Origin of the sequence: Pantoea osteomyelitidis (assembly GCF_044342975.1) — a bacterium.
Taxonomy (GTDB): domain Bacteria; phylum Pseudomonadota; class Gammaproteobacteria; order Enterobacterales; family Enterobacteriaceae; genus Pantoea; species Pantoea osteomyelitidis.
Window position 1 is genome coordinate 1,165,040 of record NZ_JBGFSN010000004.1, and the last position, 26,001, is coordinate 1,191,040.

Here is a 26,001-nt window from a genome sequence, read left to right on the forward strand (position 1 = left end):
AGCTCAACGCTATTAATTATCACCGATCAATCTTTTGCCCCGGACAGACCTTCGGCGACGATAGGCTAGCCCTTCGGCTCTGGTCGCTTTTCAGATTTTTTCTGCCTGCGTCGGGTCCGCCATTAGCAAAAGGAATAACCATGGAACAACGCCGCTATCCCGGCCATAACCACTGGTTCTATGAAAGCCAGGCCAGTCCGCGAACCAGCCAGGCCGCGCCGCTGGTGCCCGACGCAGCGGATCTGGAAGATCGCTTTCTGCTCGGTTTGCATCAGCACAGCGCCGCGCCAGAATCCCTGCTTGCCGCTTTCCAGCCCGCGCTGCTGGCCGCACGCGATTTGAGCCAGCTGCTGTTTCCCGACGCCCTGACCACCGATTTAACCCATACTCTGACTCTTTACGATCGCCTCAGCACCGCGCTGACGGTGGCGCAGGTTGCTGGCGTGCAGCGCCTGTGTAATCACTATGCGGCGCGGCTGAATCCGCTGCCAGGCCCCGACTCGTCGCGCGAAAGCAATAACCGCCTGACGCAGATCACTCAGTATGCGCGTCAGCTGGCTATGCAGCCGGAGCTGATTACCCCGTCGGCGCTAACGGCGCTGGATGCGGTGGGACTGAGCGCCCCGGATATCGTTACCCTGAATCAGGTGGTGGGCTTTGTCAGCTATCAGGCGCGCGTGGTGGCAGGCTTACAAGCGGTGATGGGTCTGCCGGTGCGCTGGCTGCCTGGTGCTGCGCCGCCGCCGGATGCTGATGCCGCAATTTTTGTTGCGCCGCCGCGCTGGCGCCCGGCGCTCAATCCTGTCGAGCTGCGTTACGCCAGCGCCGATCAGCTCTCGGCCGTGACCTTTTGCCAGTTGATGCCTGAGCTTGCTGACGCCGTCTGGCTGTTAGCGCAGGATGCGCAGCTGCTCTACGGTTGGGCCACGCTGCATCAGCGGCTGGCCGATCGGGAGAAAAGTGAGGTTAACGATCTGGCTCGGGCCGTGAGCGCCCGCATTAACGGCAGCGCGCGTTGTTTTCAGGCCTGTCCGGGAAAAGCGCGAGACACGCTTATCGCTGGGGTAGATGAGGCGGCAGCCAACGCTGATGCTGAATCCGGCGCGGTTATCGCCCTCGCCGCCCGGCTTACCCGCTCGCCCGAACAATTCAGCGCGGCACATTTGCAGCCGCTGATAGAGCATGGCTGGCAGCCCGCCTCACTGTTTGCATTGATACAACGCGTGGCGCTGGCAAACTGGGATAATCGTTTGTTCTCCGCGCTGGGCGAAAAACCTTAGCCCGGCAGGTGGCGCCGCGCCTCGTCAAAAAAGTGCTGCGCCAGCGGCGTTGCCCTGCCCGCTTCGGCAATCACCAGCGCCGCCTGACGCGTCATCGCGGGTAGCTGGATTTGACGCTGTTCCAGCCTCAGTAAAGTTTCCGGATGCAGATGCCCTACCGGCCCCACCAGTATGCCCAACCCCACCTGCGCGCTTTGCAACAGCTGCATAATCGACGCGCTTTCCACAATCACCCGCGGCGCGATTTCCGCCTCGCGAAACGCGCTGTCCAGGTAGCGACGAAAGTAGCGCGTGGGCTCCGCCAGGCAGAGCGGCAGCGTCGCCAGCGATCGCAGCGTTAAGCGCTCTTCCTGCATCAGTTGAGGAAAATGGTCAGGATGAAATATCGCCTCGACGCCGCGATCCGCCAGCAGAGAAGCCTGCAAATGCAGCTCACGCAGCGTGGCCAGCTCAAAAAAACCGATGCCGACATCAACGGTGTGGCTGTTAAGCGCCTCAAGAAGCTGATCGGCGCTCAGCACGGAAATGCGGTAATCGAGCTGCGGATAGCGAAACTCTACCGCCTTGAGCAGTGCGGGCAGCGATACGCTGCACTGCGGCATAACGCCCAGCCGCAGGGTGCCATTAACGCCGTGCTTGAGGGACTCTACCTCCAGTTTCAAGCCCTGGTAGACCGAAACGATCTCGCGCGCCCAGGCCAGAACGCGCTCACCTTCGGGGGTAAATCCGGCAAAGTTGTTGCTGCGATTGATCAGGGAAAGTCCCAGTTCCCCTTCCAGATTTTTCAGCCGCATCGAGAGTGTGGGCTGGCTGACGAAACTCGCCTCTGCCGCGCGGCCAAAATGGCGCTCGCGTTCCAGATTACAGAGATAGATAAGTTGCTTGATGTCTATTTTTGTTACCTTTCAATAACTTAAGGTTATTCAGAATCGGCAACATAAAAATTATGTACTACCGTGTGGGCCAAACAAAATTTTACCTGTAGCGGCAATCGTTTGTTAGTGAAGCGTAAATGTTTATAGAATGCTGCCCGGATGTCAATTTAAACGCGCCCAACTATTATACCACAGCCCTGTACCCTGACCGTCTGCGGCTGAGCAGGCGATGAGCGGCAGAAGAGTCTCAGTAGATTGAAGTGGCGGGCTTTTTTCCTGGCAGGTACGACGCTTTTGTCTATTCTTTAAGTTCTCGACTTAACTTTTGACCCAAGGGAAACGCTATGAAAAACTTCGCAAAAGGAATCTGTGCGCTGGTAGCGCTGGTGGCTTTATCCGGCTGTATGCATCGCAGTGAAGCAGTTGGCAACGATGGCCGACCGCATGCGCCCAGCGGCCAGCAGGCGCCCGGTGGCACGCTTGGCGCAGGTCCGGTCGGCCAGCCGCAATCCTGATCTCCCGCTGACGTCACTAATCGCATGCCGGCCTTGTGCCGGTTTTTTTTATTATGGTATTAAAATAAACCTGTTCCCCCCTCCTCTTCCCGCTAATCTGTGAGCAACATAACATTAAGCGAAACGGCAAGTTACGCTAAAACAGGCTGAATAAAAGATATTTTTTTATGTGTTCCAGGTTTAAACGGCGCAGGGAGATGTGAAATATCTGGAAATAACTTCAGGTGTTATTTTGTGCGTCAATATCATTGAAAGCATTCCTAAGGAACCCAGGCGCCGCAATAAACACGATCCGGCTCACTGTTTGCTATTTTCTGTGAGGTGAAATGAGGCTGAATAAGCGTTAAAAAAGGACCGGAGGCTGGCAATGCTGATCGAATATCAGGATGTTTCTGGCAGACAAATCGGGATAGGGTGAAGACTCAGCCAGTCTGAAGTCAGGATACAGACGCACACAGCAAAGGAGGAATGGCTGACTTCCTCTGAAAGGAGAATAAAATGGAAATCGCACGCCTTAATGAAGTTAATTTTAATCTTGAGTCTTTAGAAGTAGCCGCTTTTGAAATATGTAAAACCAAAGGTATGCTGGGTCTGTTACTGACCTACGTGCCGCCTGAGATACAGCACTCCTATTTTGAGCGATTGAAAGATGCTGGTCTTGAAGATGATTTAGTCTGGCTCCAGCAGATTGTCGAAACACAGTAATAAGACCGCCTTTTGCCCCAGCCTGAACACTCAGGCTGGGGTTTTTATATTTTTCTGCCCGGTAATACTGGCCGCTTATAATTGATGATAATAACATTAGAAAACAGAGGTCGTCATATCGCTGCTATTCAGCTCGACCACGGCAATGTTGTTTAACACAGCCGCATTTTTTGACTAAAGGGCTGTTTCACCTCAGGCGACACCCAGCGCGCTCTTCACCTCGTTAGCGATTTTTTCCACCTGTGGACCATAAATCACCTGCACATCATGGTCGCTGACGCGGTTTACGCCATTGGCGCCGGTGGTCATTAACGTCTGATCGACCACTTCATTCATATCTTTGACGCGCACGCGCAGGCGTGTGAAGCAGCAGTCGATATCCTCAATATTGCCCTGACCGCCAAGGCCGCTGATGATTACCTTGGTGCGCTCGTCCGCAGCCACCGCAGCAGGCTTTTGTTCCTCGTCCGATTCACGGCCCGGCGTTTCCACATTCATGCGCCTGATGACAAATGTAAACCCATAGTAGTAAACCGGCGCGTAGATGACGCCCAGCGCCAAAGTCCACCACCAGTGGGTTTTGCTGCCGCCCAGTATGCCGAACACCACAAGGTCGATGACCCCGCCCTGCACGTTGCCGATCATCAGATGCAACATCGACATCAACATAAACGAAAGGCCGGTCAGCAGCGCATGTAACACGTAAAGCACCGGCGACACGAAAATAAAACAGAACTCCAGCGGCTCGGTAATCCCGGTGGTAAAGGAGGTCAGCGCGCCAGCCAGCACCAGCGCTTTTACCCGCTGCTTATGCTCCGGACGCGCGGTGTGATAGATCGCCAGCGCCGCCGCCGGCAGGCCAAACATCATCACCGGTATCTTGCCCTGCGCCAGAAACTGCGTGGCGGCGCGCACGGTATCGTCCGGAATGGTGCCGGGGTTGGTAAGCGAAGTATTGAAGATGGTAAGCGCGCCGACGATGGTCTGTCCGTCCACTGTGGCGATGCCGCCAATCGGCGTGAAACGCACGGTTTCGTTCAGGATATGGTGCAAACCGGTGGGGATCAGCAGGCGTTCGCAGGCGCCGAGCAGAAATGCGCCGTACTGGCCGCTTTTGCCGATCATCTCGCCGATCCAGGCGATGCCCGCGCCCAGCGTCGGCCAGATCATCGCCAACAGCACCCCGACCAGCGGCAGAACCACCACCGTCACGATCGGCACAAAGCGTCTGCCGCCGAAAAAGCTGATCGCCGTCGGCAGCTGCTGGGTATAAAAACGGTTATGCAGCACTACCGTCAGCAGCCCGGCAATCACGCCGCCCAACACGCTCATGTTGTAGGTAAAGACGCCGAGCATTTCGATATATTCCGCCGAGGTCATCATCGCCGCGGTTTGATCCATGCCCGCCTGCTGTAATGCTTCCGGCGTGGTGGTCGCCGCCGTGAGACCTTTGGCCGCCAGCGTGGCGCTGATGCCGACGTTCATGGCGATGTAACCAATCACCGCCGCAAACGCCGCCGTGGGCTTTTCCGCTTTGGCGAGGCCGATGGCGCTGGCGACGGCAAAAAACACCGGCAGGTTGGCGAAAAGCGCGCCCGCCACCTTACGGATGAAGCCGATGATCAGCTGCGGCACCTGCATAGCGGCAAAGGCATCGCCGGTCACCGCCGGGTTCTGCATCGCAGCGGCAAGGCCAAGGAAAATACCCGCCGCTGCTATCACCGATATCGGCATCATTAACGCTTTGCCGAAAGCATGAATCTGGCTGCCCAAATTTTTCATGGTTGCGCCTTTCTACTCAGGAGAAAGAGCAAGTATTAGCCACTTCCCGGTGTTCGACGCGAAACGGCAGGTTAACAGCGGATAAAGTTTGAGCAGCTTCACATTTTTAACGCAACGGCGATAAACGCTGACTATCGCACCATTAAGTCAATCAATTAGACAAGCTTTGCTACAAGTCGCACACTCCCCTCCCATATTAAGACATAATCTCTTAACAAAACTTCTACATAAAAAAAGCCTGCACTCACCATGAAATTCAAACGCAAAATTAAACCCTACCGCGCGGCTGCGGGCGGCTGGGGCTCATTGGAAGCCACTACACGTTTCGTCTTCGACAGCAAAGCTGCCCTGAAAAACATGCGCAACCTGATGCGTATGAACAAAGCGCGCGGTTTCGACTGTCCCGGCTGCGCCTGGGGCGATGATAACAAAAGCACCTTTAGTTTCTGTGAGAACGGCGCGAAAGCCGTGACCTGGGAAGCGACGCGCCGCGTTGTCGATACGGACTTCTTTGCCCGCCACAGCGTCACCACCCTTTATGCTCAGAGCGACTACTTCCTTGAGTATCAGGGACGCCTGACGCATCCGCTGCGCTACAACGCGGAAACCGATCATTACGAGCCGATCGGCTGGGATGACGCCTTTGCGCTCATCGGTCGCCATATCAAGGCGATGGACAATCCCAACCAGATGGAGCTGTACACCTCGGGCCGCGCCAGCAACGAAGCATCCTGGCTCTATCAGCTGTTCGGCCGTATGCTGGGCACTAACAACTTCCCGGACTGCTCCAACATGTGTCACGAAGCGAGCGGCACCGGCCTGAAGCGCAGTATCGGCGTGGGCAAAGGCACCATCCGCCTCGACGATTTCGATCATGCTGACGCCATTTTTGTCTTCGGACAAAACCCCGGCACCAACCATCCGCGTATGCTGCACAGCCTGCGTCACGCTGCCGATCACGGCGCGAAAATCGTGACCTTCAATACCCTGCGTGAGCGCGGCCTGGAGCGTTTCGCCGATCCGCAAAAACCGCTGGAAGTGGTCACTTCGATGGCGGGCACCATCAGCTCCGCTTATTACCAGCCGAATCTGGGCGGCGACATGGCCGCCGTGCGCGGCATGGTCAAAACGCTGCTGGAGACGCATCGCGCCCGTCTGGCCGCCGGAGAAAATGGTCTGTTCGATCAGACTTTCCTGAATGCTAAAACGCAGGGCGTAGATGCCTATCTGGCCGCCGTCGACGCCACCGAGTGGGCGGATATCGTGAAGCAGTCCGGCCTGAGCGAGCAGCAGATCCGTGAAGCTGCCGCCATCTACCAGAACTCCGATCGCGTTATCCTCACCTGGGCGATGGGCATTACCCAGCACAAACACTCCGTGGATACCGTGCGCGAGCTGGTCAACCTGCAACTGCTGTTTGGTCAGCTGGGCAAAAAAGGCGCAGGTCTTTGTCCGGTACGTGGTCACAGCAACGTTCAGGGCAACCGCACCATGGGCATTGATGAGAAGCCAAACAAGGCATTTCTCGACGCGATGGCCGCCCACTTCAACTTTGAGCCGCCGCGTGAACATGGTCACAACACCGTGGAAGCGCTGAACGCCATGCTGCGCGACGAGATCAAAGTTCTCATCGCTCTCGGCGGCAATCTGGCCGCTGCCGCGCCCGATTCGCCGCGTACCGAAGAAGCGCTCTCGCGCTGTGGTCTGACCGTGCATATCAGCACCAAGCTGAACCGCAGCCACCTTGTGCCGGGCCATGAAGGTTTGATTCTGCCGACGCTGGGCCGTACCGAACGCGACATGCAGGCCAGCGGCTCGCAGTTCATCACGGTGGAAGACTCCTTCAGCATGGTGCATGCCTCTGAAGGCGTCGGCATCCCGCTGGCGGAGACGCAGCGCTCAGAAACCGCCATCGTCGCCGGTATCGCTAATGCCGTACTCGGCAACGAGAAGCTGGACTGGCTGGCGCTGGCAGACGATTACAACCTGATCCGCGAGCATATCGCCGCCACCATTCCGGGTTTCGCTGACTTCAATACCAAATGCGACATCCCCGGTGGTTTCTACCTCGGCAACGCCGCGGCGGAACTGCGTTTCAATACGCCGTCGCAGAAAGCGGAATTCAGCGCGGCCATGCTGCCGGATTCGCTGTTCCCGCAGCTGGGCGAAGTGAACGTGCCCTTCACGCTGCAAACGCTGCGCTCGCACGACCAGTACAACACCACGATTTACGGCCTCGATGACCGCTATCGCGGCGTATATGGTCAGCGCGAAGTGGTGTTTATCCACCCGGAAGATATGCAGGAGATGGGCTTCAGCGAAGGCCAGCTGGTCGACATTGAAACGCTGTGGAACGATGGTATCCACCGTCGCGTCAGCGGCTTTAAGCTGGTGCCCTATAATATTCCACGAGGCAACCTGGCCGCTTATTACCCTGAAACCAACCCGCTGGTTCCCCTTTCCAGCTTTGGTGACGGCAGCGGCACGCCGACCTCAAAATCGGTTCCGGTGAAGCTGGAACTGACCGCAACAATGCCGACGCAGCGGATAGCGTAACGGGGTTGTTTTTTCAGGTAAAAAGCCGGTTCGTCCGGCTTTTTCCATTGTTTTGGCCTTGCCGCGCGGCGTTGATTCGCGTAAAACTGTCTGCCGCTGTTAGGCCACGAAACTAAATAAACTATGTTCCAGGATAATCCGCTGCTCGCGCAGCTCAAAGAGAAACTCCACGCACAGACGCCGCGTGCGGAAGGTGTGGTGAAAGGCACCGAAAAAGGATTCGGCTTTCTTGAAGTCGACGCGCAAAAAAGCTACTTCATTCCGCCGCCGCAGATGAAAAAAGTGATGCACGGCGACCGCGTCGTTGCCATCATCCACACCGACAAAGATCGTGAGAGCGCCGAGCCGGAAACGCTGGTTGAGCCTTTTCTGAGCCGCTTTGTTGGCCGCGTGCAGAAAAAAGACGATCGTCTTTCTATTGTGCCCGATCATCCGTTGCTGAAAGATGCCATCCCCTGTCGTGCGGTACGTGGCCTGACCCATGATTTTCAAGCGGGCGACTGGGCGGTAGCGGAAATGCGTCGCCACCCGCTCAAGGGCGATCGCGGTTTCTATGCTGAACTCACTGAATTTATCACCACCGCCGACGATCATCTCGCGCCCTGGTGGGTCACGCTGTCGCGCCATAATCTCGAGCGTGAAGCGCCGGATGTCGCCTTTGGCGAAATGCTTGACGATCGGCTGGCGCGTGAAGATCTTACCGCGCTGGAGTTTGTCACCATCGACAGCGCCAGCACCGAAGATATGGACGATGCGCTCTATGTAGAAGAGACGCCGGAAGGCGCGCTGCGCCTGACCATCGCCATCGCCGATCCCACCGCTTACGTTACCGAAGGCAGCGAGCTGGATAAGCTGGCCGCCGAGCGCGCCTTTACCAACTATCTGCCGGGCTTCAACATTCCGATGCTGCCGCGTCAACTCTCTGACGATGTCTGCTCGCTGCGTCCGCAGGTGCGTCGTCCGGCGCTGGTCTGCCGCGTCACGGTTGAGAAAGATGGCAGCCTGGCAGACGATATTCACTTCTTCGCTGCCTGGATCGAGTCAAAAGCCAAGCTGGTGTATGACGAAGTGTCCGACTGGCTGGAGAATATCGGCGACTGGCAGCCCGCCAGCGAGGCTGTCGCTCAGCAGATCCGTCTGCTGCACCGCATCTGCCTGGCACGCGGCGAATGGCGTCAGAATCATGCGCTGGTATTCAAAGATCGCCCCGATTACCGCTTCCTGCTGGGCGAGAAAGGCGAAGTGCTGGATATTATTGCCGAGCCGCGTCGCATCGCCAACCGCATGGTGGAAGAGTCGATGATCCTGGCGAACGTCTGCGCGGCAAAAGTGCTGCGCGACAAGCTGGGCTTCGGCATCTATAACGTGCACAACGGCTTTGACGCCGCCAATGCCGAACAGGTAGCGGGCGTGCTTGCCGGACACGGGCTGACCGTGGATGCGCAGCACATTACCACACTGGAAGGCTTCCGTACGCTGCGCCGTGAGCTGGACGCCCTGCCGACGCAGTTCCTCGACAGCCGTATTCGCCGTTTTCAGGCTTTTGCGGAGATAAGCACCGAGCCGGGTCCGCACTTTGGCCTGGGTCTGGAAGCCTATGCGACCTGGACCTCGCCGATCCGTAAGTATGGCGACATGATCAACCATCGCCTGCTGAAGGCGATAATTCGCGGCGAAGAGATTGCCCGTCCGCAGGACACCCTGACGCTGACCATGGGCGAACGTCGTCGTCTGAACCGCATGGCGGAACGTGATGTCGGCGACTGGCTCTATGCCCGCTACCTGGCGCCCGTTGCTGGCAGCGATCGCAAGTTCAGCGCCGAGATTATCGACGTGTCCCGTGGCGGTATGCGGGTGCGTCTGCAGGAAAACGGCGCCGTCGCCTTTATTCCCGCGCCCTTCATCCATGCGGTGCGTGATGAGCTGGTCTGCAGCCAGGAGAATGGCACGGTGCAGATCAAAGGCGAAATCGCGTATCGCGTCACCGATGTGATCGACGTGACCATCGCCGAAGTACGTATGGAAACGCGCAGCATTGTGGCGCGTCCTGCCGCCTGAGCATGAAACACTGCGGGATAACCTTGTTTATCCCGCATTTTTTTCTCTGCTTTACGACAAACGCTAAATTTGTTTCCCGCTTCACACTTCTCCACCGAAAAACTTTCCCTGACAATCTATTACATTACTTTTGACTTGTTGCTTTCGAGCAGTTACCTCTTGGTCCAACAAGGAGTCAGTAATGAACAACGTCAAAACCGGTATTATCTGGTTAGCAGTGGCGTTACTCGGTGCCTTCGCTTTTGCCATGCTGGCCATCAGCCGGGGTGAACAGGTTAATGCCGTCTGGCTGGTGATCGCTGCCGTCGCCTGCTACAGCATTGCCTACCGTTTTTACAGCCTTTTTATCTCCCGCAATATTTTCGAGCTGGACGATCGCCGCCGTACCCCGGCGGAGCGTCATAACGATGGACTTGACTATGTCCCGACCAACAAATGGGTGCTGTTTGGTCATCATTTTGCCGCCATCGCCGGCGCCGGACCGCTGGTCGGGCCGATTCTGGCGGCGCAGATGGGATTTCTGCCCGGCACCATCTGGATTCTGGTGGGAGTGATGTTCGCCGGGGCGGTGCAGGATTTCCTGGTGCTGTTTATCTCCACACGGCGTGATGGCCGCTCGCTCGGCGAGATGGCGCGTCAGGAACTGGGTGCCTTTGCCGGGGTGATTACCATGCTGGGCGCGCTGGGCGTGATGATCATCATTCTCTCCGCGCTGGCGCTGGTGGTGGTGAAAGCGCTGGCAAACAGTCCCTGGGGTCTGTTCACCATCGCCGCCACCATTCCTGTCGCGCTGTTTATGGGCGTTTACATGCGCTTTCTGCGTCCGGGCAAAATCGCCGAGGTGTCGGTTATCGGCTTTGTGCTGATGATGGCGGCGATTATCTATGGCGGCGACATCGCTCAGCATCCTTTCTGGGGACCCTTTTTCACCCTGAAAGGCACTTCGCTGACCTGGGTGCTGGTGATTTATGGCTTTATTGCCTCGGTGCTGCCGGTCTGGCTGCTGCTGGCGCCGCGTGACTATCTCTCCACCTTTCTGAAAATCGGCGTGATACTCGGCCTGGCGGTGGGCATTCTGTTCGCCATGCCGGAGCTGAAGATGCCTGCCGTTACCCGTTTTATTGATGGCAGCGGCCCGGTTTTTTCCGGCGCGCTTTTTCCTTTCCTGTTTATCACCATCGCCTGCGGCGCGATCTCCGGTTTTCATGCGCTGGTCGCCAGCGGCACCACGCCCAAGCTGATCGAGCGTGAAAGCCATATCCGCTTTATTGGCTACGGCGCGATGTTGATGGAGTCGTTTGTGGCGATCATGGCGCTGATTTGCGCCTCGGTGATCGATCCCGGCGTCTATTTCGCCATGAACGCGCCCGCGGCGCTGATTGGCAGCACGGTGGAGAACGCCTCGCAGGTAATCAACGGCTGGGGCTTTGTGGTGACGCCGGAGATGCTGAGCGGCATCGCGCGCGATGTGGGCGAAGGCTCGATCCTCTCCCGCGCGGGCGGTGCGCCGACCTTTGCCGTCGGCATGGCGCATATCATCACCGACGTGTTTAACAGCCGTGCCATGATGGCCTTCTGGTATCACTTCGCCATTCTGTTTGAGGCGTTGTTTATTTTGACCGCCGTAGACGCCGGTACGCGCGCCTGTCGCTTTATGGTACAGGACCTGGTGGGCACCGTTGTGCCATCGCTGGCAAACAACCGCTCCTGGTTTGGCAATATGGCGGGCACCACGGTTGCCGTCGCGGGCTGGGGCTTTTTTGTTTATCAGGGCGTGGTCGATCCGCTCGGCGGCATCAATACTCTCTGGCCGCTGTTTGGTATCGGTAACCAGATGCTGGCGTCGATGGCGCTGATCCTCGGCACCGTGGTGCTGTTCAAGATGAAGAAGCAGCGCTATGCCTGGGTGACCATTCTGCCGACCATCTGGCTGTTTGTGACGTCGATGACAGCAGGCTGGCAAAAGATATTTCATGAAAAGCCCTCTATCGGCTTTCTGGCACAGGCGAATAAGTACAGCAAGGGCATCGCGGAAGGCGTGGTTATCGCCCCGGCGAAAAGCGTGGCGGATATGCAGACCATCGTTTTCAGCAATCAGATCAACGCCGTGCTCTGCGGGTTCTTTATGCTGGTCGCCGTGACCATGCTGTGCGCCGCCTTCTTCGTTATCCGCCGTGCGCTGAAAAGCGATGTGCCTACCATTCATGAAGCGGAAGTCTCGCTGCGTAAGGAGGCACATCATGTCTGACGCCATTCGTCGCGCCGCTCGCCCCAGCGGCCCCTTGCAGATACGCTGCTGTCACCCGCAGACGCCGCCCCCGCGCGGTTTTAGCTGGCGTGTTCTCTGGCAGGGATTACAGCAAAGCTTTCGCCTGATGGTAGGCGTACAGGATTACCAGAACTATCTGCAGCATATGCGCTTGCATCATCCGGAGACCACGCCGATGAACGAACGCGCCTTTCATCGTTACTGTCTTGAGGCCCGTTTTCCCAGCCAGGCAGGCAAGCTGGGCAAATGTCCCTGCTGACTCAGTAAGCCCCGCGCAGCGGGGCTATTTCGTGCCATTTTTCGCGCAAAGAAAAAATAAATAGCCTGGGTCACTTGTGCTGGCCTCAGATGATGAATACTGTTGCTAAAATAATGAGATAACACACCTGCAGAGCATTCTCCCGGAGGAATTTTTCATGACCGATGAACAAGGGCAAACGTTGCTGTATACCTTGTTTGGTACCACCAGCCCTCATTGGCGCCTTACCACGGACAGCGATGCTCTGCAGTTAGCGCAGGATGAAAATGCGCATACTAATCTTGCCGTGTCGCTGGCGCCTGCTCAGGCCAGCCTGCTGCGCTCGATGACGGTGATCACCTCCAGCATTAACCTGACGCTTTCCCTGCATGGCGACATGGTGCCGATGCACTTCGTTGGCCGTAAGGTCAATCAGTCAAGCTGGGCAGGCACCGCTTCCGCCTGGGGTGATACCTCATCTGTCGCGCGCGATCTCACGCTCGGCCTCTCCTTTGCTGAACAGGTGGTGTCGGAAGCCAACTCGGTGATTGTCATTCTTGATCAGCGCGGCAACATCCAGCGCTTCAACCGCCTGTGTGAAGAGTACACCGGGCTGAAAGAGCAGGAAGTGATTGGCCGTAACGTCTTTCAGCTCTTTATGACCAAACAGGAAGCCGCCGCCTCACGCCGCAACATTGCCGGTTTCTTTCGCGACGGCAACTCCTACGAAGTGGAACGCTGGGTCAAAACCAAAAAGGGCCAGCGATTGTTTCTGTTTCGTAATAAGTTCGTGCACAGCGGCAGCGGTAAAAATGAAATTTTCCTCATCTGTTCAGGCACGGACATAACAGAGGAGAGACGCGCCCAGGAACGCCTGCGCGTGCTCGCCAACACCGATACCGTCACCGGTTTGCCTAATCGTAACGCCATTCACCAGCAAATCAGCCTGGCACTGGAGCAGGCGGGCAAGGATGAAACCGGCGTGGTCTATCTGGATCTCGATAATTTCAAAAAAGTAAATGACGCCTACGGTCATATGTTTGGCGACCAGCTGTTGCAGGCGGTATCGCTGGCGATTCTGAGCTGTCTGGGCAAAGAGCAGACGCTGGCCCGTCTCGGCGGCGATGAGTTTGTGGTGCTGGCTGAACATACCAGCCAGCCGGCGCTGGAAGCAATGGCGGCCCGCATCCTGGATCGTCTGCGCCAGCCGTTTCGCATCGGCTTAATCGAGGTATACAGCGGCTGTTCCATTGGCGTCGCCCTCGCCCCGGCGCACGGTGAAGATCGTGAAAGCCTGATCAGGAACGCCGATACCGCGATGTATCATGCCAAAGAAAACGGACGCGGTAAGTTTTGCGTCTTTGCCAGCGAAATGAATCAGCGAGTGTTTGAATATCTCTGGCTGGATACCAACCTGCGCAAGGCGCTGGAGCAGGATCAGCTGGTGGTTTTTTATCAGCCGAAAATTGACCGCGATGGCGAGGTGCGCAGCGCCGAGGCGCTGGTGCGCTGGCACTCGCCGGAGCGCGGTCTGGTGCCGCCGGGCGATTTTATCTCTTATGCAGAAGAGTCCGGCCTGATTGTGCCGCTCGGTCGCTGGGTGATGCTCAACGTGCTGAAACAGATTATGCAGTGGCGCAGCCAGGGCATCGATTTGCGCGTGGCGGTAAACGTCTCGGCGCGGCAGCTGATCGACCAAAGTATTTATAGCGATCTCAAGCAGGCGCTGGCGGAAAGCAATCTGGAGAGCAGCCCGATCGATATTGAACTCACAGAAAGCTGTCTGATAGAGAATGAAACGCAGGCGCTGGCGCTGATGAAGCAGTTCCAGGAGCTGGGCGCTCAGGTGCATCTTGATGACTTTGGTACCGGCTACTCGTCGCTGTCGCAGCTGGCGCGCGTGCCGATCAACGCCATCAAACTGGATCAGAGTTTTATCCGTAATGTGAATCAGCAGCCTGTGTCTCAGTCGCTGGTGCGCGCCATTGTTGCGGTCGCCAGGGCGCTTGATTTGCAGGTGATCGCTGAAGGCATCGAAACCCGGTCGGAAGAACAATTCGTTATTAACAGCGGCGTGGATGGTCGTCAGGGCTATTACTATGCAAAACCAATGCCCGCAGAACAGTTTGGGCATTGGCTGGCTAAGCATCCTGCCCGCGTTTAACGTTACCTCATGTTATTAACCGGCTTTGCGCAACGCCGCGCTATGCCGGTTTTGTAACTGCACCAGGCGCTCCATATAGGCGATATCTTTTGGCTCCAGGGTAAAGGCGTAATCCACCCAGTCCTCGGTGATATCCATCAGTTCCGCCCGCGAAAGTTGCAGGACGCGCTGGCGCGCTTTCAGCATCGCCCGCACGCCGTTTAGCTTAGGCCGTAACGTATCGATGAAGGTGCGCGTGGCGCGATAGCTTTCTCCCTGTTGAAACACCTTGTCCACCAGACCGCGGGTTTCATACCATTCCGCGCTGTGCGACTCCCCTTCGATGATCAGCTCTTCCGCCAGCTTCATGCCTGCGCGGCGCGCCACCAGTGAGTAGCCTCCCATGCCCGGAAACAGGTTAAAGGCAATTTCCGGGAATCCCATGCGCGCATTGTTTTGCGCCAGAATGAAGTGATGCGCCAGCGCCGCTTCAAACCCACCGCCCAGCGCGCTGCCTTCGATCATCGCCAGCGTGACTGCGCCGGTATCAAAGCCTTTTGCCGCCGAGTGAATGCAGTCTACACAGGCGCGCGCATAGGCACGCAGCGCTTCACGCCGCCCGTTGCGGATGCACTCAACGAAAAAGCGCAGATCGCCGCCTGCGTTGAACATCTGCGGCACCAGCGAACCGGTGACCCAGAAATCGATAGGCAGGCCGGAACGTTGCGCCGCATAGCTCAGGTTCATGATCTCTTCGATCAGTTCATGGTTAAAACTCGGGCGCGGTTGCGCCCGCAGCATCATCCACATGGTGTGACGACCTTCCTCGTAATAGGCCACGAGTTGAGTGGTTTGTCCGGCTTCGGTGAACAGTCTGCATGTGGGCTGGTTAATAACTGACATAATTGATTCCTCTGATTAAATTGATGCGTTCTACGCCACATCAGCGTAATCCAGAGTGAGGCCAGACCAAATGAGAGATTGATTTGTAAAGTAAAATACAGAGATATCCCCGACTCAGAGGTCGGGGACTGATTAGCAGGCTTACTTGATCGCTGCGCGTTGACCTACAGCAACATGGGCGCGTTTAACGCGTCGGGAATAAATGGCAGTAATGATTGGCACCAGAACCGAGGTGACGATGACTGAGGTAGCCACCAGCGCCGTCGCCGCAGGCGCCATCGGCTTGAACTGCGGGATCATTTCTGCAATCAGCACCGGCGTGGCGACCGCAGCCCCCGCTGTGCTGGAGGCGGCAATCCCTGCCGTGCCGTCGCCGCCGCCAATCAGGCGATCGGCCAGGATTAACGGAATGCCGGTGATAATGATCACCGCAACGCCTAACATCACGCCCAGCAGGCCAGTTTGCGCAATCACCGAGAGGTCGATGGTATTGCCCAGCGCGAAAGCAAAAAATGGAATCAGCGCATGCACCGCTTTGCCAAACAGTTCACGCAGCTCCGGATCAAGGTTGCCCAGCGCAAAGCCCACCAGGAAAGGCAGCACCGCGCCGACAAACAGGTGCGGCTCGAAAGAGGCGATTCCGGCGGTGCCGAGGATCACCATGGTCATCAGCGGCCCCGACTCCAGCGACATCAGCACAAACGCACCCGCCTCTTCTTTCGATCCATACTGCTGCATGATCGAGGCGTAAAGACCGCCGTTGGTCATATCCATCGCGGCGACCAGCGCCAGGGTGGAGAAACCGGCAAACATCCCTACTTCAACGCCGTTTTCCGGCATCACGCGGGCGGCAATCGCGGCCACTACCCAAGCCACGGCGATTTTTGTTAATACCAGCGTCCCCGATTTACGCAACACGGTGCCCGTGGCGCTGAGCTTGATGGAGGCGCCCATGCAGAAGAACCAGACCGCCAGGATCGGCACCGTGCCGGTCATCAGCCCATTAGTAAATGAGCCAAAGTATTTACCGGCATCCGGGGAGAAGGTATGGCAAAGAGCGCCAATGAATAATGGCAGCAGCATCATGCCGCCAGGAATCTTATCTATCGCACGCTTGATATGCATTTGGTGTCACCTTTGCTGATCCAGAGGAGAATGCGTTTGGGAAGCCCGAAGGCGAGATCGGCAAGATAACGCGAGTAAAAAGAGAAAAAAGTGATCGCTGATTATTTTTGAAACGCTGTTTTATTTTTAAAGATATATTGTTTCATAAATTTGATCGGCATCGCCATACAAGCGAAAAGAGAGCGCGATGGCTCTCTTTTCAAGAAACAAGCTGGCGAGGATTATTGCTGCCCGTACCAGGCGTTTTTGCCATGCTTACGCTGGTAATGCAGATCGAGCAAGCTTTGCTGAATCGGGGGTAGATTGACCTGCAACTGCTGCGTATGCAGCGCCATGTAAGCCACCTCCTCCAGAACCACGGCGCTGTGCACCGCGGCGGCGGCATCGCGCCCCCAGGCAAAGGGACCGTGAGAATTGACCAGCGCGGCAGGAATGGTTTCCGGGGCAATATCGCGCATCGCCAGGGTTTCAATGATCACCTGACCGGTATTCCACTCATATTCTTGCTGAATCTCCTCATCGCGCATGGCGCGGGTACAGGGAATTTCACCGTAAAAATCGTCAGCGTGCGTGGTGCCCCAGGCAGGAATAGCCCGACCGGCCTGCGCCCAGATGGTGGCGTGGCGGGAATGGGTATGCACAATGCCGCCTACCTGTGACCAGGCAAGATAGAGGGCGCGATGCGTTGCGGTATCGGAAGAGGGTCGCTTATCCCCTTCGATCACCTTGCCGCTTTCCAGCTCAACCACCACCATATCGTCGCGCTGCATTTTATCGTAGCTGACCCCGGAAGGCTTAATCACCAGCAGCCCGCGCTCGCGATCCACTGCGCTGACGTTGCCCCAGGTAAAAGTGACCAGATGATAACGCGGCAAATCGAGATTCGCTTCCAGCACCTGCTGCTTCAGTTCTTCCAGCATGAGTTGATTCTCCTGATAGTGTCATCAGATGATTTTTGCGTAATGGCGCGCTTGAGCGTTATGGAAGGAATGGCTGGAAAAGCAGCGGAATATGGCTGTCTGTGAAAAAATGTGTCTCAGATTAAGAGTTTTCCACCTTCGCAAAGCGGCGCTTGTGATTAGACTTATCTGCAGCAATCTACGGATCTGTTTTTGACAGCCGCACGCGATTGCCGCTCACCTGATTTGCACTTAAGCGCTCATGAAGGCCAGCATTATGCGTGCCTTACGGACGAGACGCCGTTGTGATTCTGACGGGTGAAAAAAATCAGAGCAGACCTTCTATACTTGAGGTGTTGCCTCTGCGAATAACTAAGGAGAAGTTTATGACAACAACGATGAAACGAATCACTGCAACAGTACTGGCTACAACTCTGGTCGTTGCCCTGAGCGGCTGTTCACACTGGTCTAAACGCGACCGCAATACTGCAATCGGTGCGGGCGCAGGTGCGATTGGCGGCTCGGTCCTGACCAATGGTAGTGGATTAGGCACCATCGGCGGTGCGGCAGTGGGCGGCATTATCGGTCATCAGGTAGATTGATAGCCGATTGACGAAAATAAAATTTTGGCTTTACGCAGCGCATCTACACTTTTCGGGCCACATTGTGGCCCGTTCTCGTTTTAACCGCCCGCCAACTTCACCTTCATTCCTTTCGCTTCAAGCAGGCTTTTCAACAGATCGCGCTTGTCGCCCTGAATTTCGATAACGCCTTCTTTTACCGCACCGCCGCAGCCGCATTTTTTCTTCAGCTCTGCCGCCAGTTTCGCCAGCGCATCGTCATCCAGATCGATGCCGCTGATCAGGCAGACGCCTTTGCCTTTGCGTCCGCTGGTCTGGCGCTGGATGCGTACTATGCCGTCTCCTTTAGGGCGCACGGCTTTTTCTTGCGGCTGTTCGATGCGGCCGCTGTCAGTGGAGTAAACCAGAGGATTGTCCTGACGCATTACGCCTCCTGTAGGCTGGCGAGAATAGATTGCAGCATGGTCGCCGGATCGGCGGATTGCGTAATCGGTCTGCCAATGACCATATAATCGACGCCAGCCTGTTTCGCCTGCTGCGGGGTCATAATACGGCGCTGATCGCCCGCGTCGCTGCCGGCAGGACGAATGCCCGGCGTTACCAGCGCAAAGTTTTGTCCCAGCAGCTGTTTGAAATGCGCCGCCTCCTGGGCGGAACAGACGACGCCATCCAGACCACAGTCATGCGTGAGACGCGCCAGACGCTCAGCCTGCTCTGCCGGGGTGAGCGTAATGCCGAGGCCTTTCAAATCGTCCTCGTCCATGCTGGTAAGTACCGTGACGGCAATCAGCATCGGCGCATCCTGACCATACGGCACCAGGGCTTCGCGCGCCGCGTTCATCATACGCGCACCGCCGCTGGCGTGAACGTTAACCATCCAGACGCCGAGATCCGCCGCCGCCGCCACTGCGCGTGCGGTGGTGTTAGGAATATCGTGGAATTTCAGGTCGAGAAAAATGTCGAAGCCGCGCGCCTGCAGGGTTTTCACCAGCGACGGGCCAAACAGGGTGAACATCTCTTTACCGACTTTCAGGCGGCAGCTTTGCGGATCAATCTGGTCAACAAACGCCAGCGCGCGATCGAGATCATGATAATCCAGTGCCACCAGAACAGGAGAAGCGGTCACGATGTGGGGTGAAGGCATGAAAATTCCTCGACAGTTGGCACCTTTAACAGGCGCGATGGGCAAACGGCAAGCATTCTACCCGCCGTGCGCGGCGACTGCCAATGATTCATCCCTGCCTTTACCGGATTGAGGGTTGTTAAAGGTGTTTCTTGAGTATAAACTTTTAGTATGTTGTAACTATCAGCGGGCACGCAACGACATCCGGATGACAGCCGTTACTGGCCGTCAAGTCCTCGGATCGGTTTAACGGATGACCAGGCGCGGCAGGAAGGACAGTGCCAGTAGAGCGCATGGGCGGTGAAGCCGCACTTCTGGCAGCGGTAACGGGGTTTGGTGCGAATCTGCTCGCCGACCATGTCACGCAGCACCATCAGGCTCTCTTTAGCGCGGCCATCTTCCGCTTCGTGCAGGTGGAAATCCATCAGGCGATGGAAAACGCGCATCGTCGGATGTCGCTGTAGCTGGCGGTTGATGTAATTCTGCGCCGCCTCGGCCCCCTCCTGCTTTTCAATGATGTCGGCAAGGTAGAGTTCCGCCGCCGCACCGGTATTTTCTTCCACGCAACGATGAAGAAATTCGGCCCAGGCGTCCGGCTGCTCAAGACGCTGATAGCAGGTTTCCAGCATCGCCAGCGTTTCACTGACCAGCTCTTTATCCTGATCCAGCACGCGCTTCAGGCGCTCAACCGCTTTGGTATACTCGCTCTGTTCCATCAGAATGCGTCCCATCATGATAGAGACCCTGGCGCTCTGGCGATCCGCCGCCTCGCCTTTTTTCAACAGACTCATGGCGCGTTCCAGGTCGTCACTGCTCATCGCCTGCAAAGCCAGCTCGCAATAAAAGTGGGCGATTTCCGCCTTTTGCTTTTCCTTGCCCAGCTTCACCAGCCGCTCGGCCACCTCTATAGCCTGCTGCCAGTCGCTGGTGGCCTGATGGATCAGCAGCAGCTGTTGCAGCGCCCCGATGCGAAAGTCGGTTTCATCTGTCAGCTGATTAAACATATCCTCTGCGCGATCGTATAAGCCCGCCGCCATGTAATCACGGCCAAGCTGCTGCACAGCCAGCAAACGCTGCTCATAATTCAGCGAGGCGCTCTCCATCAACGCCTGATGGATACGGATCGCACGATCGACTTCGCCGCGCGAGCGGAACAGGTTACCCAACGTCAGATGGGCTTCCACCGTGCCGCTGTCCTCTTTCAGCATATCGAGAAACAGATCGACCGCTTTATCCTGCTGGTTGGAGAGGAGAAAGTTGACCCCGGCGACATACTCGCGGGAAAGACGATTCGCTTCCTGTTGCTTATCCTGCTGCGCGCTGCGTCGGCCCATATACCAGCCATAGGCCGCCGCAACAGGAAGTAACAGAAACAGCAGTTCAAGCATTAGCGGTTATTCCCTGCTGGCAGGCACGTTTGCCGATGTCACAGCGGCGTTGCCCTGCTCAATCTGCTGTTGCAGGCGTTTGACTTTGCGCTGTGCATTACCCAGCGAAACGCGGACGCGCAGCCAGAACAGCCCGCAAATCGCCCAGCCGAGAACAAAGCCTGCGCCAAAAAGCACGGCCAGCAGCGTAGAGATGCGGAATTCGCCCTGAGCAAGCAAGTAATTGAAGGTGATGATCTGATCGTTATGCGCACCCAAGGTGACAGAAATAATGAAAATGACCAAAACCACTAAGAAGATCAGCAAATATTTCACAGTGCATCCTGTTGTGAGGTAATCCAGATGAATTATGCCAAAAAAACCGCCAGGATGCTGCTTCCTGACAGGCTGCGAACCGGGATTTACGCAGACATCCTTTACGATATGGGGATGAAACGCCGCTTTACAATCATGTTTCCCGTTCCTTTATCTCTTTATGCTCGTCTGGCGGCACCGTTAAAGGTCCGCAAAAACGCTGCGCCAGCCAGGTGGCGACGGTGACTAACAGCGCGGAGATCAGGGTTGCCACCGCTAAATCTCGCGGCCAGTGCATTCCCAACAGCAGACGGCTGCCCATCACGGCGCTGGCCCAGGCAAACAGCAGAACAATGGTTTTAATATGGCGGCGCGGCCAGAGCAATCCTGTCGCCAGCAGCGCCCAGCTAACGGCAAACAGGGTGTGACCAGACGGAAAAGCGAAGCCGGTTTCAAAGGCCCAGTGCTGTTTCAGCCAGGCGGGGAGTTGGGTATCGCTGGCGAGCAAGGCGGAAACCATGTCGCCACGCTGCTGACGTTTCAATCGGTAAAAGGTTTCTTCATTCACACCGTGCGTTTTTTCCAGCCAAACCACATAAGGACGCGGCTCCTGTACCTGCTCTTTAAGCCAGGATTTCGTATATTGTCCCGTCAGGATCGCGCCGTTCATGATGATCAGTAATAAAATGGCGGGCTTGAGACGGAAGCGCAGGCACCACAATACCCAGGCGCTGAGGATCAGGCTGGTCAGGGTTCCCCAGGGGCGGGTCACGGTTTCCGTCATCCAGAAGAAAAATTTCAGTACGCTGTTGCTTTCACCGGGTTGCCATTGCCAGCCAGAGAGCCAGACGCTTACTGGCATAATCAGCAACAGCAAGGCGCCAAGGGTGATTCGTTGCGCAATTTTAAACATCCATTTTCCTTTTTTCCTGCGTGATCACACGACCGGGAATAACTTTAGCTTTAAAAATAATAACATAACTCTTGCGGCTTAGATAAATGTGCTTTATCACTACAATCGCTCTGACAGATTAACAGCCCATTGCGGGTTGTGGCACAATAATGCCAGTTTTGTCAGGCCACGCTGGCCTGTGCGCTATCATGATGATAGCGCATCCTCTGAAGGTTCTGGAGAGTCACATGCAGCTTAAACGGGTGGCAGAAGCCAAACTGCCAACGCCATGGGGAGATTTCCTGATGGTAGGTTTTGAAGAATTGGCAACGGGTCATGATCATGTCGCACTGGTCTATGGCGATATCAGCGATAACAGTTCGGTGCTGGCGCGCGTTCACTCGGAGTGTCTGACCGGCGATGCCCTGTTCAGCCTGCGTTGCGACTGCGGCTTTCAGCTGGAAGCGGCTTTAACCGCTATCGCTGAAGAAGGTCACGGTGTACTGCTTTATCACCGCCAGGAAGGCCGCAATATCGGTCTGCTGAACAAGATCCGCGCCTATGCGCTGCAGGATAAAGGATACGATACCGTTGAAGCCAACCATCAGCTGGGCTTTGCCGCTGATGAGCGCGACTTTACCCTGTGTGCCGACATGTTCAAATTGCTGGGTGTTAATGAGGTTCGCCTGTTAACCAACAATCCGCGTAAGGTGGAAATCCTCAGCGAAGCCGGTATTAATATTGTGGAACGCGTTCCGCTGGTGGTGGGGCGTAACCCGAAAAACGCCCACTATCTCGATACCAAAGCGGCGAAGATGGGTCATCTGCTGCCAAAAGAATAAAAAAGAAAAAGCCGGGAAAACCCGGCTTTTTTATTTCAGGTCAGCATATTACGTATCACGTAATGCAGAATGCCATCGTTACGGTAATAGGTCAGCTCATTCCCGGTGTCGATGCGGCAGCGCGTTTCCAGCGTCTCCGATTCGCCATTTGCGCGCGTCAGCGTCACCTTCACCTTACAGCCTGGTTGCAAATCCTTGAGGTTTTCCACATCAATACGCTCTTCGCCCGTCAGCCCAAGGGTTTTGCGCGTCACGCCCTGTGGAAACTCCAGCGGCAGAATCCCCATACCGATCAGGTTGGAACGGTGAATACGTTCAAAAGATTCGGCAATCACCACACGCACGCCCTGCAAACGCGGGCCTTTTGCTGCCCAGTCACGGCTGGAGCCTGAGCCATACTCTTTACCGGCAATCACCGCCAGCGGCACGCCCTCTTCCTGATATTTCATCGCCGCATCGTAGATCGCTAACTGCTCGCCGCTGGGAATATGTTTGGTATAGCCCCCTTCCACACCCGGAACCATTTCGTTGCGGATACGGATATTGGCAAAGGTGCCGCGCATCATCACTTCGTGGTTGCCGCGACGGGAACCGTAGGAGTTAAAGTCGTTGCGCTCGACCCCGTGCGCCTGCAAATAGCGCCCCGCCGGGCTTTCTGTTTTGATGCTGCCCGCCGGTGAAATGTGGTCAGTGGTGACGGAGTCTCCAAGCATCGCCAGGATGCGCGCGCCATGGATATCCTGCACCGGCTTCGGCTCTTTCTCCATATCATCAAAGAACGGCGACAGGCGAATATAGGTTGAGCCTTCATCCCATGCGTAGGTTGCCGCTTCACTGACTTTGATTTCCTGCCATTCCGGCGTGCCGTCAAACACCTCGGAATACTCTTTGTGGAACATATCGCTGGTGACCATCTGTACCGCATCGGAAATCTCTTCCGGGGTCGGCCAGATATCTTTCAGATAAACCGGCTTACCGCTGTGATCCTTGCCGAGAGGATCGCTTTGCAGATTGATCTTCATATTGCCCGCCAGCGCGTAGGCAACCACCAACGGCGGCGAGGCGAGCCAGTTGGTTTTTACCAGCGGATGAATACGACCTTCGAAGTTACGGTTGCCGGAGAGCACCGCGCCCACGGTAATGTCGCCCTGTTTGATGGCGCTTTCGATAGCGTCAGGCAGCGGCCCCGAGTTACCGATACAGGTGGTGCAGCCGTAGCCGACCAGGTTGAAGCCCAGCGTATCGAGATAAGAGGTCAGCCGCGCCACGGCAAGGTAATCGGAAACTACTTTGGAGCCGGGCGCCAGTGAGGCCTTCACCCAAGGCTTACGTTTCAGCCCGCGATCTACCGCCTTTTTAGCCAACAGCCCGGCGGCCATCAGTACGCTGGGGTTGGAGGTATTGGTGCAGGAGGTAATGGCGGAGATCACCACGGCGCCATCTTCCAGCTCATGGGTCAGCCCGGTGTTGCTGTCGACATAGCTCACCGTTTTATGCGCTTTTTGCGCATGGTTCACTTCCAGTTGGTTGCTGGCTTCAAAAGCAGCAGGCACTTCGCCCAGCGAGACGCGATCCTGAGGCCGTTTCGGCCCGGCAATGCTTGACTCCACCTCACCCATATCCAGCGACAGCGTGCTGGTAAAAATCGGTTCTTCACCCGGATTGCGCCACAGCCCCTGGGCTTTGGCGTAAGCTTCAACCAGTTCCACCTGTTCCGCATCGCGCCCGGTAAGGGTCATGTAGCCGACGGTCACTTCATCAATCGGGAAGAAGCCGCAGGTTGCGCCATATTCCGGCGCCATATTGGCAATGGTTGCGCGGTCCGCCAGCGGCAAGTCAGCCAGCCCGTCGCCATAAAACTCAACGAATTTACCTACTACCCCATGCTTACGCAGCATCTGCGTCACGGTCAGCACCAGGTCAGTGGCGGTAATACCGGGAGAGAGCTTACCGGTAAGCTTAAAGCCCACCACATCAGGGATCAGCATTGATACCGGCTGGCCCAGCATCGCTGCTTCCGCTTCAATACCGCCTACGCCCCAGCCGAGCACGCCCAGCGCATTGATCATCGTGGTATGCGAATCGGTGCCGACCAGCGTATCAGGATAGGCCACTTCGCTGCCGTCTTCGCGGGTTTCATGCCATATCGCTTTGCCGAGATATTCCAGGTTAACCTGGTGGCAGATACCGGTTCCCGGCGGCACCACGCGGAATTTGTTGAACGCTTTTTGTCCCCAGCGCAGGAACACATAGCGTTCGTGGTTGCGATCCATCTCCAGACGCACGTTCTCTTCGAACGCGTCATCATCACCAAAGCGGTCTACCGTCACCGAATGGTCAATAACCAGGTCCACTGGCGACAGCGGGTTCACTTTCTCCACATTGCCGCCGAGACGTTTCACTGCCTCACGCATGGCGGCCAGATCCACAACCGACGGCACGCCGGTAAAGTCCTGCATTAAAACGCGCGCGGGGCGATAAGCGATTTCACGGTCAGCGTGCGCATCTTTTTGCCAGTCCACCAGCGCCTGAATATCATCGGCCGTGACGGAATCGCCATCCTGCCAGCGCAACAGGTTTTCCAGCAGCACCTTCAGGGATTTGGGTAGACGGTCTACATTTCCCAGTTGTTGAGCCGCGCGCGGCAAGCTGTAGAAGTGATATGTTTGCGCTTTCACCTCCAGTGTGTCCTGACTCTGCTCGTGTAGGGTTAACGACGACATAGCTCCTCCTTTTTATCGTAATCTGACATAACCTCTGCGGGCACAAGGTTTATGTTAAAGATAGACCACAATCTTGTTAACGTTTTGATTACAAGAGGAGCGAACTGTAAACAAAAATGCCCCGCAGGCGATGCGAGGCATTTAGCGATATCAGAAGGGTAAAATCAGAGAACGATCCAGGCTGCGGCTGCCCAAAACGCGAAGGAAAAGGCGTAAGCGCTGAGCCAGGACATTTTAATAATATTCATTGTATTCACTCCCGCCGGATGTCGGCTGACAAAAAGGTACGGACCGTCCTCAACGCAGGGTTGATGACACCATTTTTATGCTGAGTGGTAAGAAGGGCTTTTAATATGCCCGCCAGAATAATCCGGCAAAAGAAAGAGTTATAACTTTGAAGCGAACAACGTAAAACTTATTTACTTTTCGGGTCGAGAAAAGATTCAATGAAATGACGCTGATTTTCACTCAGGTCCCAGGATTCCGGGATCATGACCTTTTCATCTTTTATTGCCGTCGACTCCTTTCCCTTACAGGAACGAGTATTAATCTGACGTGCTGATAAGGGCTGTTTACTGCTGAGTGTATTTGCCCACATGGCTTAACCCCACATACGCCAAATCATTAATGCTACAACCACCCAGAAGAGCGCAGAAGCAGCGAAGACAGTTAACCAGGCTTTGCGACGAATGTTGCCAGTGCGCTTAACCTTGGTGCTTTTAGCCCGGAACTCCGGTTGTACAGTTATTCTCGTAGCCATAGTTTTTGATAATCACTCTCAATAAAACGATTGTTAACATCAATCAAGAT

Annotated in this window: 22 protein-coding genes; 10 read left to right on the top strand and 12 right to left on the bottom strand. The window is 56.1% G+C overall.

Annotation, left to right across the window (positions count from 1 at the left end; genetic code table 11):
• Window positions 1–140: 140 nt before the first annotated feature.
• Entirely contained in the window at window positions 141–1,280 is a 1,140-nt protein-coding gene (locus tag ABU178_RS10620; RefSeq protein WP_397214588.1) for a CMD domain-containing protein, read from the top strand.
• Here the strand turns inward: ABU178_RS10620 and ABU178_RS10625 are convergent.
• Window positions 1,277–2,173, bottom strand: coding sequence for a LysR family transcriptional regulator (locus ABU178_RS10625; RefSeq protein ID WP_397215776.1), 897 nt, complete (start codon window positions 2,171–2,173; stop codon window positions 1,277–1,279). The two genes, ABU178_RS10620 and ABU178_RS10625, sit on opposite strands and share 4 nt — an antisense overlap.
• A gap of 326 nt (window positions 2,174–2,499) precedes the next feature.
• On the opposite strand from ABU178_RS10625, the gene ABU178_RS10630 reads away from it, so the two are divergent.
• Together ABU178_RS10630 and ABU178_RS10635 are read left to right on the top strand one after the other, a co-directional pair.
• A complete protein-coding gene (locus ABU178_RS10630) occupies window positions 2,500–2,670 on the top strand; it encodes a hypothetical protein (RefSeq protein WP_397214590.1) in 171 nt (56 codons plus the stop codon).
• A 498-nt stretch (window positions 2,671–3,168) separates the two neighbouring features.
• Window positions 3,169–3,375: a hypothetical protein gene (locus ABU178_RS10635; RefSeq protein ID WP_397214592.1), complete on the top strand. Its 207-nt coding sequence runs from the start codon at window positions 3,169–3,171 to the stop codon at window positions 3,373–3,375.
• 192 nt (window positions 3,376–3,567) lie between these two features.
• Here ABU178_RS10635 and ABU178_RS10640 read toward each other — a convergent pair whose 3' ends face one another.
• Window positions 3,568–5,157, bottom strand: coding sequence for a PTS transporter subunit EIIC (locus tag ABU178_RS10640; protein ID WP_397214594.1), 1,590 nt, complete (start codon window positions 5,155–5,157; stop codon window positions 3,568–3,570).
• Between the two features lie 249 nt (window positions 5,158–5,406).
• Between ABU178_RS10640 and ABU178_RS10645 the strand changes: the two genes are divergently transcribed.
• From ABU178_RS10645 to pdeR, 5 genes are all read left to right on the top strand, one after another.
• Entirely contained in the window at window positions 5,407–7,713 is a 2,307-nt protein-coding gene (locus ABU178_RS10645) for an FdhF/YdeP family oxidoreductase (RefSeq protein WP_397214597.1), read from the top strand.
• Between the two features lie 123 nt (window positions 7,714–7,836).
• Window positions 7,837–9,771 carry an exoribonuclease II gene (locus tag ABU178_RS10650; RefSeq protein WP_397214599.1) on the top strand — a complete coding sequence of 645 codons (1,935 nt, stop codon included), beginning with the start codon at window positions 7,837–7,839 and terminating at the stop codon, window positions 9,769–9,771.
• 181 nt (window positions 9,772–9,952) lie between these two features.
• Entirely contained in the window at window positions 9,953–12,019 is a 2,067-nt protein-coding gene (locus tag ABU178_RS10655) for a carbon starvation CstA family protein (protein WP_397214601.1), read from the top strand.
• Window positions 12,012–12,299, top strand: coding sequence for a YbdD/YjiX family protein (locus ABU178_RS10660; protein ID WP_397214602.1), 288 nt, complete (start codon window positions 12,012–12,014; stop codon window positions 12,297–12,299). Before ABU178_RS10655 ends, ABU178_RS10660 begins: the two co-directional genes overlap by 8 nt.
• A 157-nt stretch (window positions 12,300–12,456) precedes the next feature.
• Window positions 12,457–14,442, top strand: a complete 1,986-nt coding sequence (pdeR, locus tag ABU178_RS10665) for a cyclic di-GMP phosphodiesterase (protein WP_397214604.1) — start codon at window positions 12,457–12,459, stop codon at window positions 14,440–14,442.
• Window positions 14,443–14,457: 15 nt separating this feature from the next.
• Here pdeR and ABU178_RS10670 read toward each other — a convergent pair whose 3' ends face one another.
• From ABU178_RS10670 to araD, 3 genes are all read right to left on the bottom strand, one after another.
• The gene (locus ABU178_RS10670) at window positions 14,458–15,324 is read right to left on the bottom strand and encodes a crotonase/enoyl-CoA hydratase family protein (protein WP_397214606.1); all 867 of its coding nucleotides are present in this window, start codon (window positions 15,322–15,324) and stop codon (window positions 14,458–14,460) included.
• 141 nt (window positions 15,325–15,465) lie between these two features.
• A complete protein-coding gene (gene kdgT / locus ABU178_RS10675) occupies window positions 15,466–16,449 on the bottom strand; it encodes a 2-keto-3-deoxygluconate transporter (RefSeq protein WP_397214608.1) in 984 nt (327 codons plus the stop codon).
• A gap of 221 nt (window positions 16,450–16,670) precedes the next feature.
• Window positions 16,671–17,369, bottom strand: a complete 699-nt coding sequence (araD, locus tag ABU178_RS10680; protein WP_397214610.1) for an L-ribulose-5-phosphate 4-epimerase — start codon at window positions 17,367–17,369, stop codon at window positions 16,671–16,673.
• A gap of 365 nt (window positions 17,370–17,734) precedes the next feature.
• On the opposite strand from araD, the gene osmB reads away from it, so the two are divergent.
• The gene (gene osmB / locus ABU178_RS10685; protein ID WP_397214612.1) at window positions 17,735–17,950 is read left to right on the top strand and encodes an osmotically-inducible lipoprotein OsmB; all 216 of its coding nucleotides are present in this window, start codon (window positions 17,735–17,737) and stop codon (window positions 17,948–17,950) included.
• An 80-nt stretch (window positions 17,951–18,030) separates the two neighbouring features.
• Here osmB and yciH read toward each other — a convergent pair whose 3' ends face one another.
• The 5 genes from yciH to pgpB all read right to left on the bottom strand — a co-directional run bounded on the left by yciH (window position 18,031) and on the right by pgpB (window position 21,647).
• Window positions 18,031–18,354, bottom strand: coding sequence for a stress response translation initiation inhibitor YciH (gene yciH / locus ABU178_RS10690; protein WP_397214614.1), 324 nt, complete (start codon window positions 18,352–18,354; stop codon window positions 18,031–18,033).
• Window positions 18,354–19,073: an orotidine-5'-phosphate decarboxylase gene (gene pyrF, locus ABU178_RS10695; RefSeq protein WP_397214616.1), complete on the bottom strand. Its 720-nt coding sequence runs from the start codon at window positions 19,071–19,073 to the stop codon at window positions 18,354–18,356. The genes yciH and pyrF overlap by 1 nt, the downstream gene beginning before the upstream one ends.
• Before the next feature lie 197 nt (window positions 19,074–19,270).
• A complete protein-coding gene (gene lapB, locus ABU178_RS10700) occupies window positions 19,271–20,440 on the bottom strand; it encodes a lipopolysaccharide assembly protein LapB (protein ID WP_397214617.1) in 1,170 nt (389 codons plus the stop codon).
• A 6-nt stretch (window positions 20,441–20,446) separates the two neighbouring features.
• Window positions 20,447–20,755, bottom strand: coding sequence for a LapA family protein (locus ABU178_RS10705; protein ID WP_397214619.1), 309 nt, complete (start codon window positions 20,753–20,755; stop codon window positions 20,447–20,449).
• 133 nt (window positions 20,756–20,888) lie between these two features.
• Window positions 20,889–21,647, bottom strand: a complete 759-nt coding sequence (gene pgpB / locus ABU178_RS10710; protein ID WP_397214621.1) for a phosphatidylglycerophosphatase B — start codon at window positions 21,645–21,647, stop codon at window positions 20,889–20,891.
• A gap of 227 nt (window positions 21,648–21,874) precedes the next feature.
• Here pgpB and ribA point away from each other — a divergent pair, with 227 nt between their 5' ends.
• The gene (ribA, locus tag ABU178_RS10715) at window positions 21,875–22,468 is read left to right on the top strand and encodes a GTP cyclohydrolase II (protein WP_397214623.1); all 594 of its coding nucleotides are present in this window, start codon (window positions 21,875–21,877) and stop codon (window positions 22,466–22,468) included.
• Window positions 22,469–22,503: 35 nt separating this feature from the next.
• Here ribA and acnA read toward each other — a convergent pair whose 3' ends face one another.
• Both acnA and ABU178_RS10725 read right to left on the bottom strand, forming a co-directional pair.
• Window positions 22,504–25,191 (bottom strand): aconitate hydratase AcnA, encoded by a 2,688-nt coding sequence (gene acnA / locus ABU178_RS10720; protein WP_397214625.1) that lies wholly within the window; start codon window positions 25,189–25,191, stop codon window positions 22,504–22,506.
• A gap of 601 nt (window positions 25,192–25,792) precedes the next feature.
• On the bottom strand, window positions 25,793–25,951 hold the full coding sequence (locus tag ABU178_RS10725) for a YmiA family putative membrane protein (protein WP_397214627.1): 159 nt from the start codon (window positions 25,949–25,951) through the stop codon (window positions 25,793–25,795).
• Window positions 25,952–26,001 lie beyond the last annotated feature (50 nt).

Coding starts and splice junctions, on each gene's coding strand:
- pdeR (WP_397214604.1), top strand. CDS start 12,457: ATGACCGATGAACAAGGGCAAACGTTGCTGTATACCTTGTTTGGTACC.
- ABU178_RS10650 (WP_397214599.1), top strand. CDS start 7,837: ATGTTCCAGGATAATCCGCTGCTCGCGCAGCTCAAAGAGAAACTCCAC.
- pgpB (WP_397214621.1), bottom strand. CDS start 21,647: ATGTTTAAAATTGCGCAACGAATCACCCTTGGCGCCTTGCTGTTGCTG.
- osmB (WP_397214612.1), top strand. CDS start 17,735: ATGACAACAACGATGAAACGAATCACTGCAACAGTACTGGCTACAACT.
- ABU178_RS10645 (WP_397214597.1), top strand. CDS start 5,407: ATGAAATTCAAACGCAAAATTAAACCCTACCGCGCGGCTGCGGGCGGC.
- ABU178_RS10655 (WP_397214601.1), top strand. CDS start 9,953: ATGAACAACGTCAAAACCGGTATTATCTGGTTAGCAGTGGCGTTACTC.
- ABU178_RS10620 (WP_397214588.1), top strand. CDS start 141: ATGGAACAACGCCGCTATCCCGGCCATAACCACTGGTTCTATGAAAGC.
- ABU178_RS10635 (WP_397214592.1), top strand. CDS start 3,169: ATGGAAATCGCACGCCTTAATGAAGTTAATTTTAATCTTGAGTCTTTA.
- ABU178_RS10640 (WP_397214594.1), bottom strand. CDS start 5,157: ATGAAAAATTTGGGCAGCCAGATTCATGCTTTCGGCAAAGCGTTAATG.
- lapB (WP_397214617.1), bottom strand. CDS start 20,440: ATGCTTGAACTGCTGTTTCTGTTACTTCCTGTTGCGGCGGCCTATGGC.
- araD (WP_397214610.1), bottom strand. CDS start 17,369: ATGCTGGAAGAACTGAAGCAGCAGGTGCTGGAAGCGAATCTCGATTTG.
- yciH (WP_397214614.1), bottom strand. CDS start 18,354: ATGCGTCAGGACAATCCTCTGGTTTACTCCACTGACAGCGGCCGCATC.
- ABU178_RS10660 (WP_397214602.1), top strand. CDS start 12,012: ATGTCTGACGCCATTCGTCGCGCCGCTCGCCCCAGCGGCCCCTTGCAG.
- ribA (WP_397214623.1), top strand. CDS start 21,875: ATGCAGCTTAAACGGGTGGCAGAAGCCAAACTGCCAACGCCATGGGGA.
- ABU178_RS10725 (WP_397214627.1), bottom strand. CDS start 25,951: ATGGCTACGAGAATAACTGTACAACCGGAGTTCCGGGCTAAAAGCACC.
- pyrF (WP_397214616.1), bottom strand. CDS start 19,073: ATGCCTTCACCCCACATCGTGACCGCTTCTCCTGTTCTGGTGGCACTG.
- ABU178_RS10670 (WP_397214606.1), bottom strand. CDS start 15,324: ATGTCAGTTATTAACCAGCCCACATGCAGACTGTTCACCGAAGCCGGA.
- ABU178_RS10630 (WP_397214590.1), top strand. CDS start 2,500: ATGAAAAACTTCGCAAAAGGAATCTGTGCGCTGGTAGCGCTGGTGGCT.
- acnA (WP_397214625.1), bottom strand. CDS start 25,191: ATGTCGTCGTTAACCCTACACGAGCAGAGTCAGGACACACTGGAGGTG.
- kdgT (WP_397214608.1), bottom strand. CDS start 16,449: ATGCATATCAAGCGTGCGATAGATAAGATTCCTGGCGGCATGATGCTG.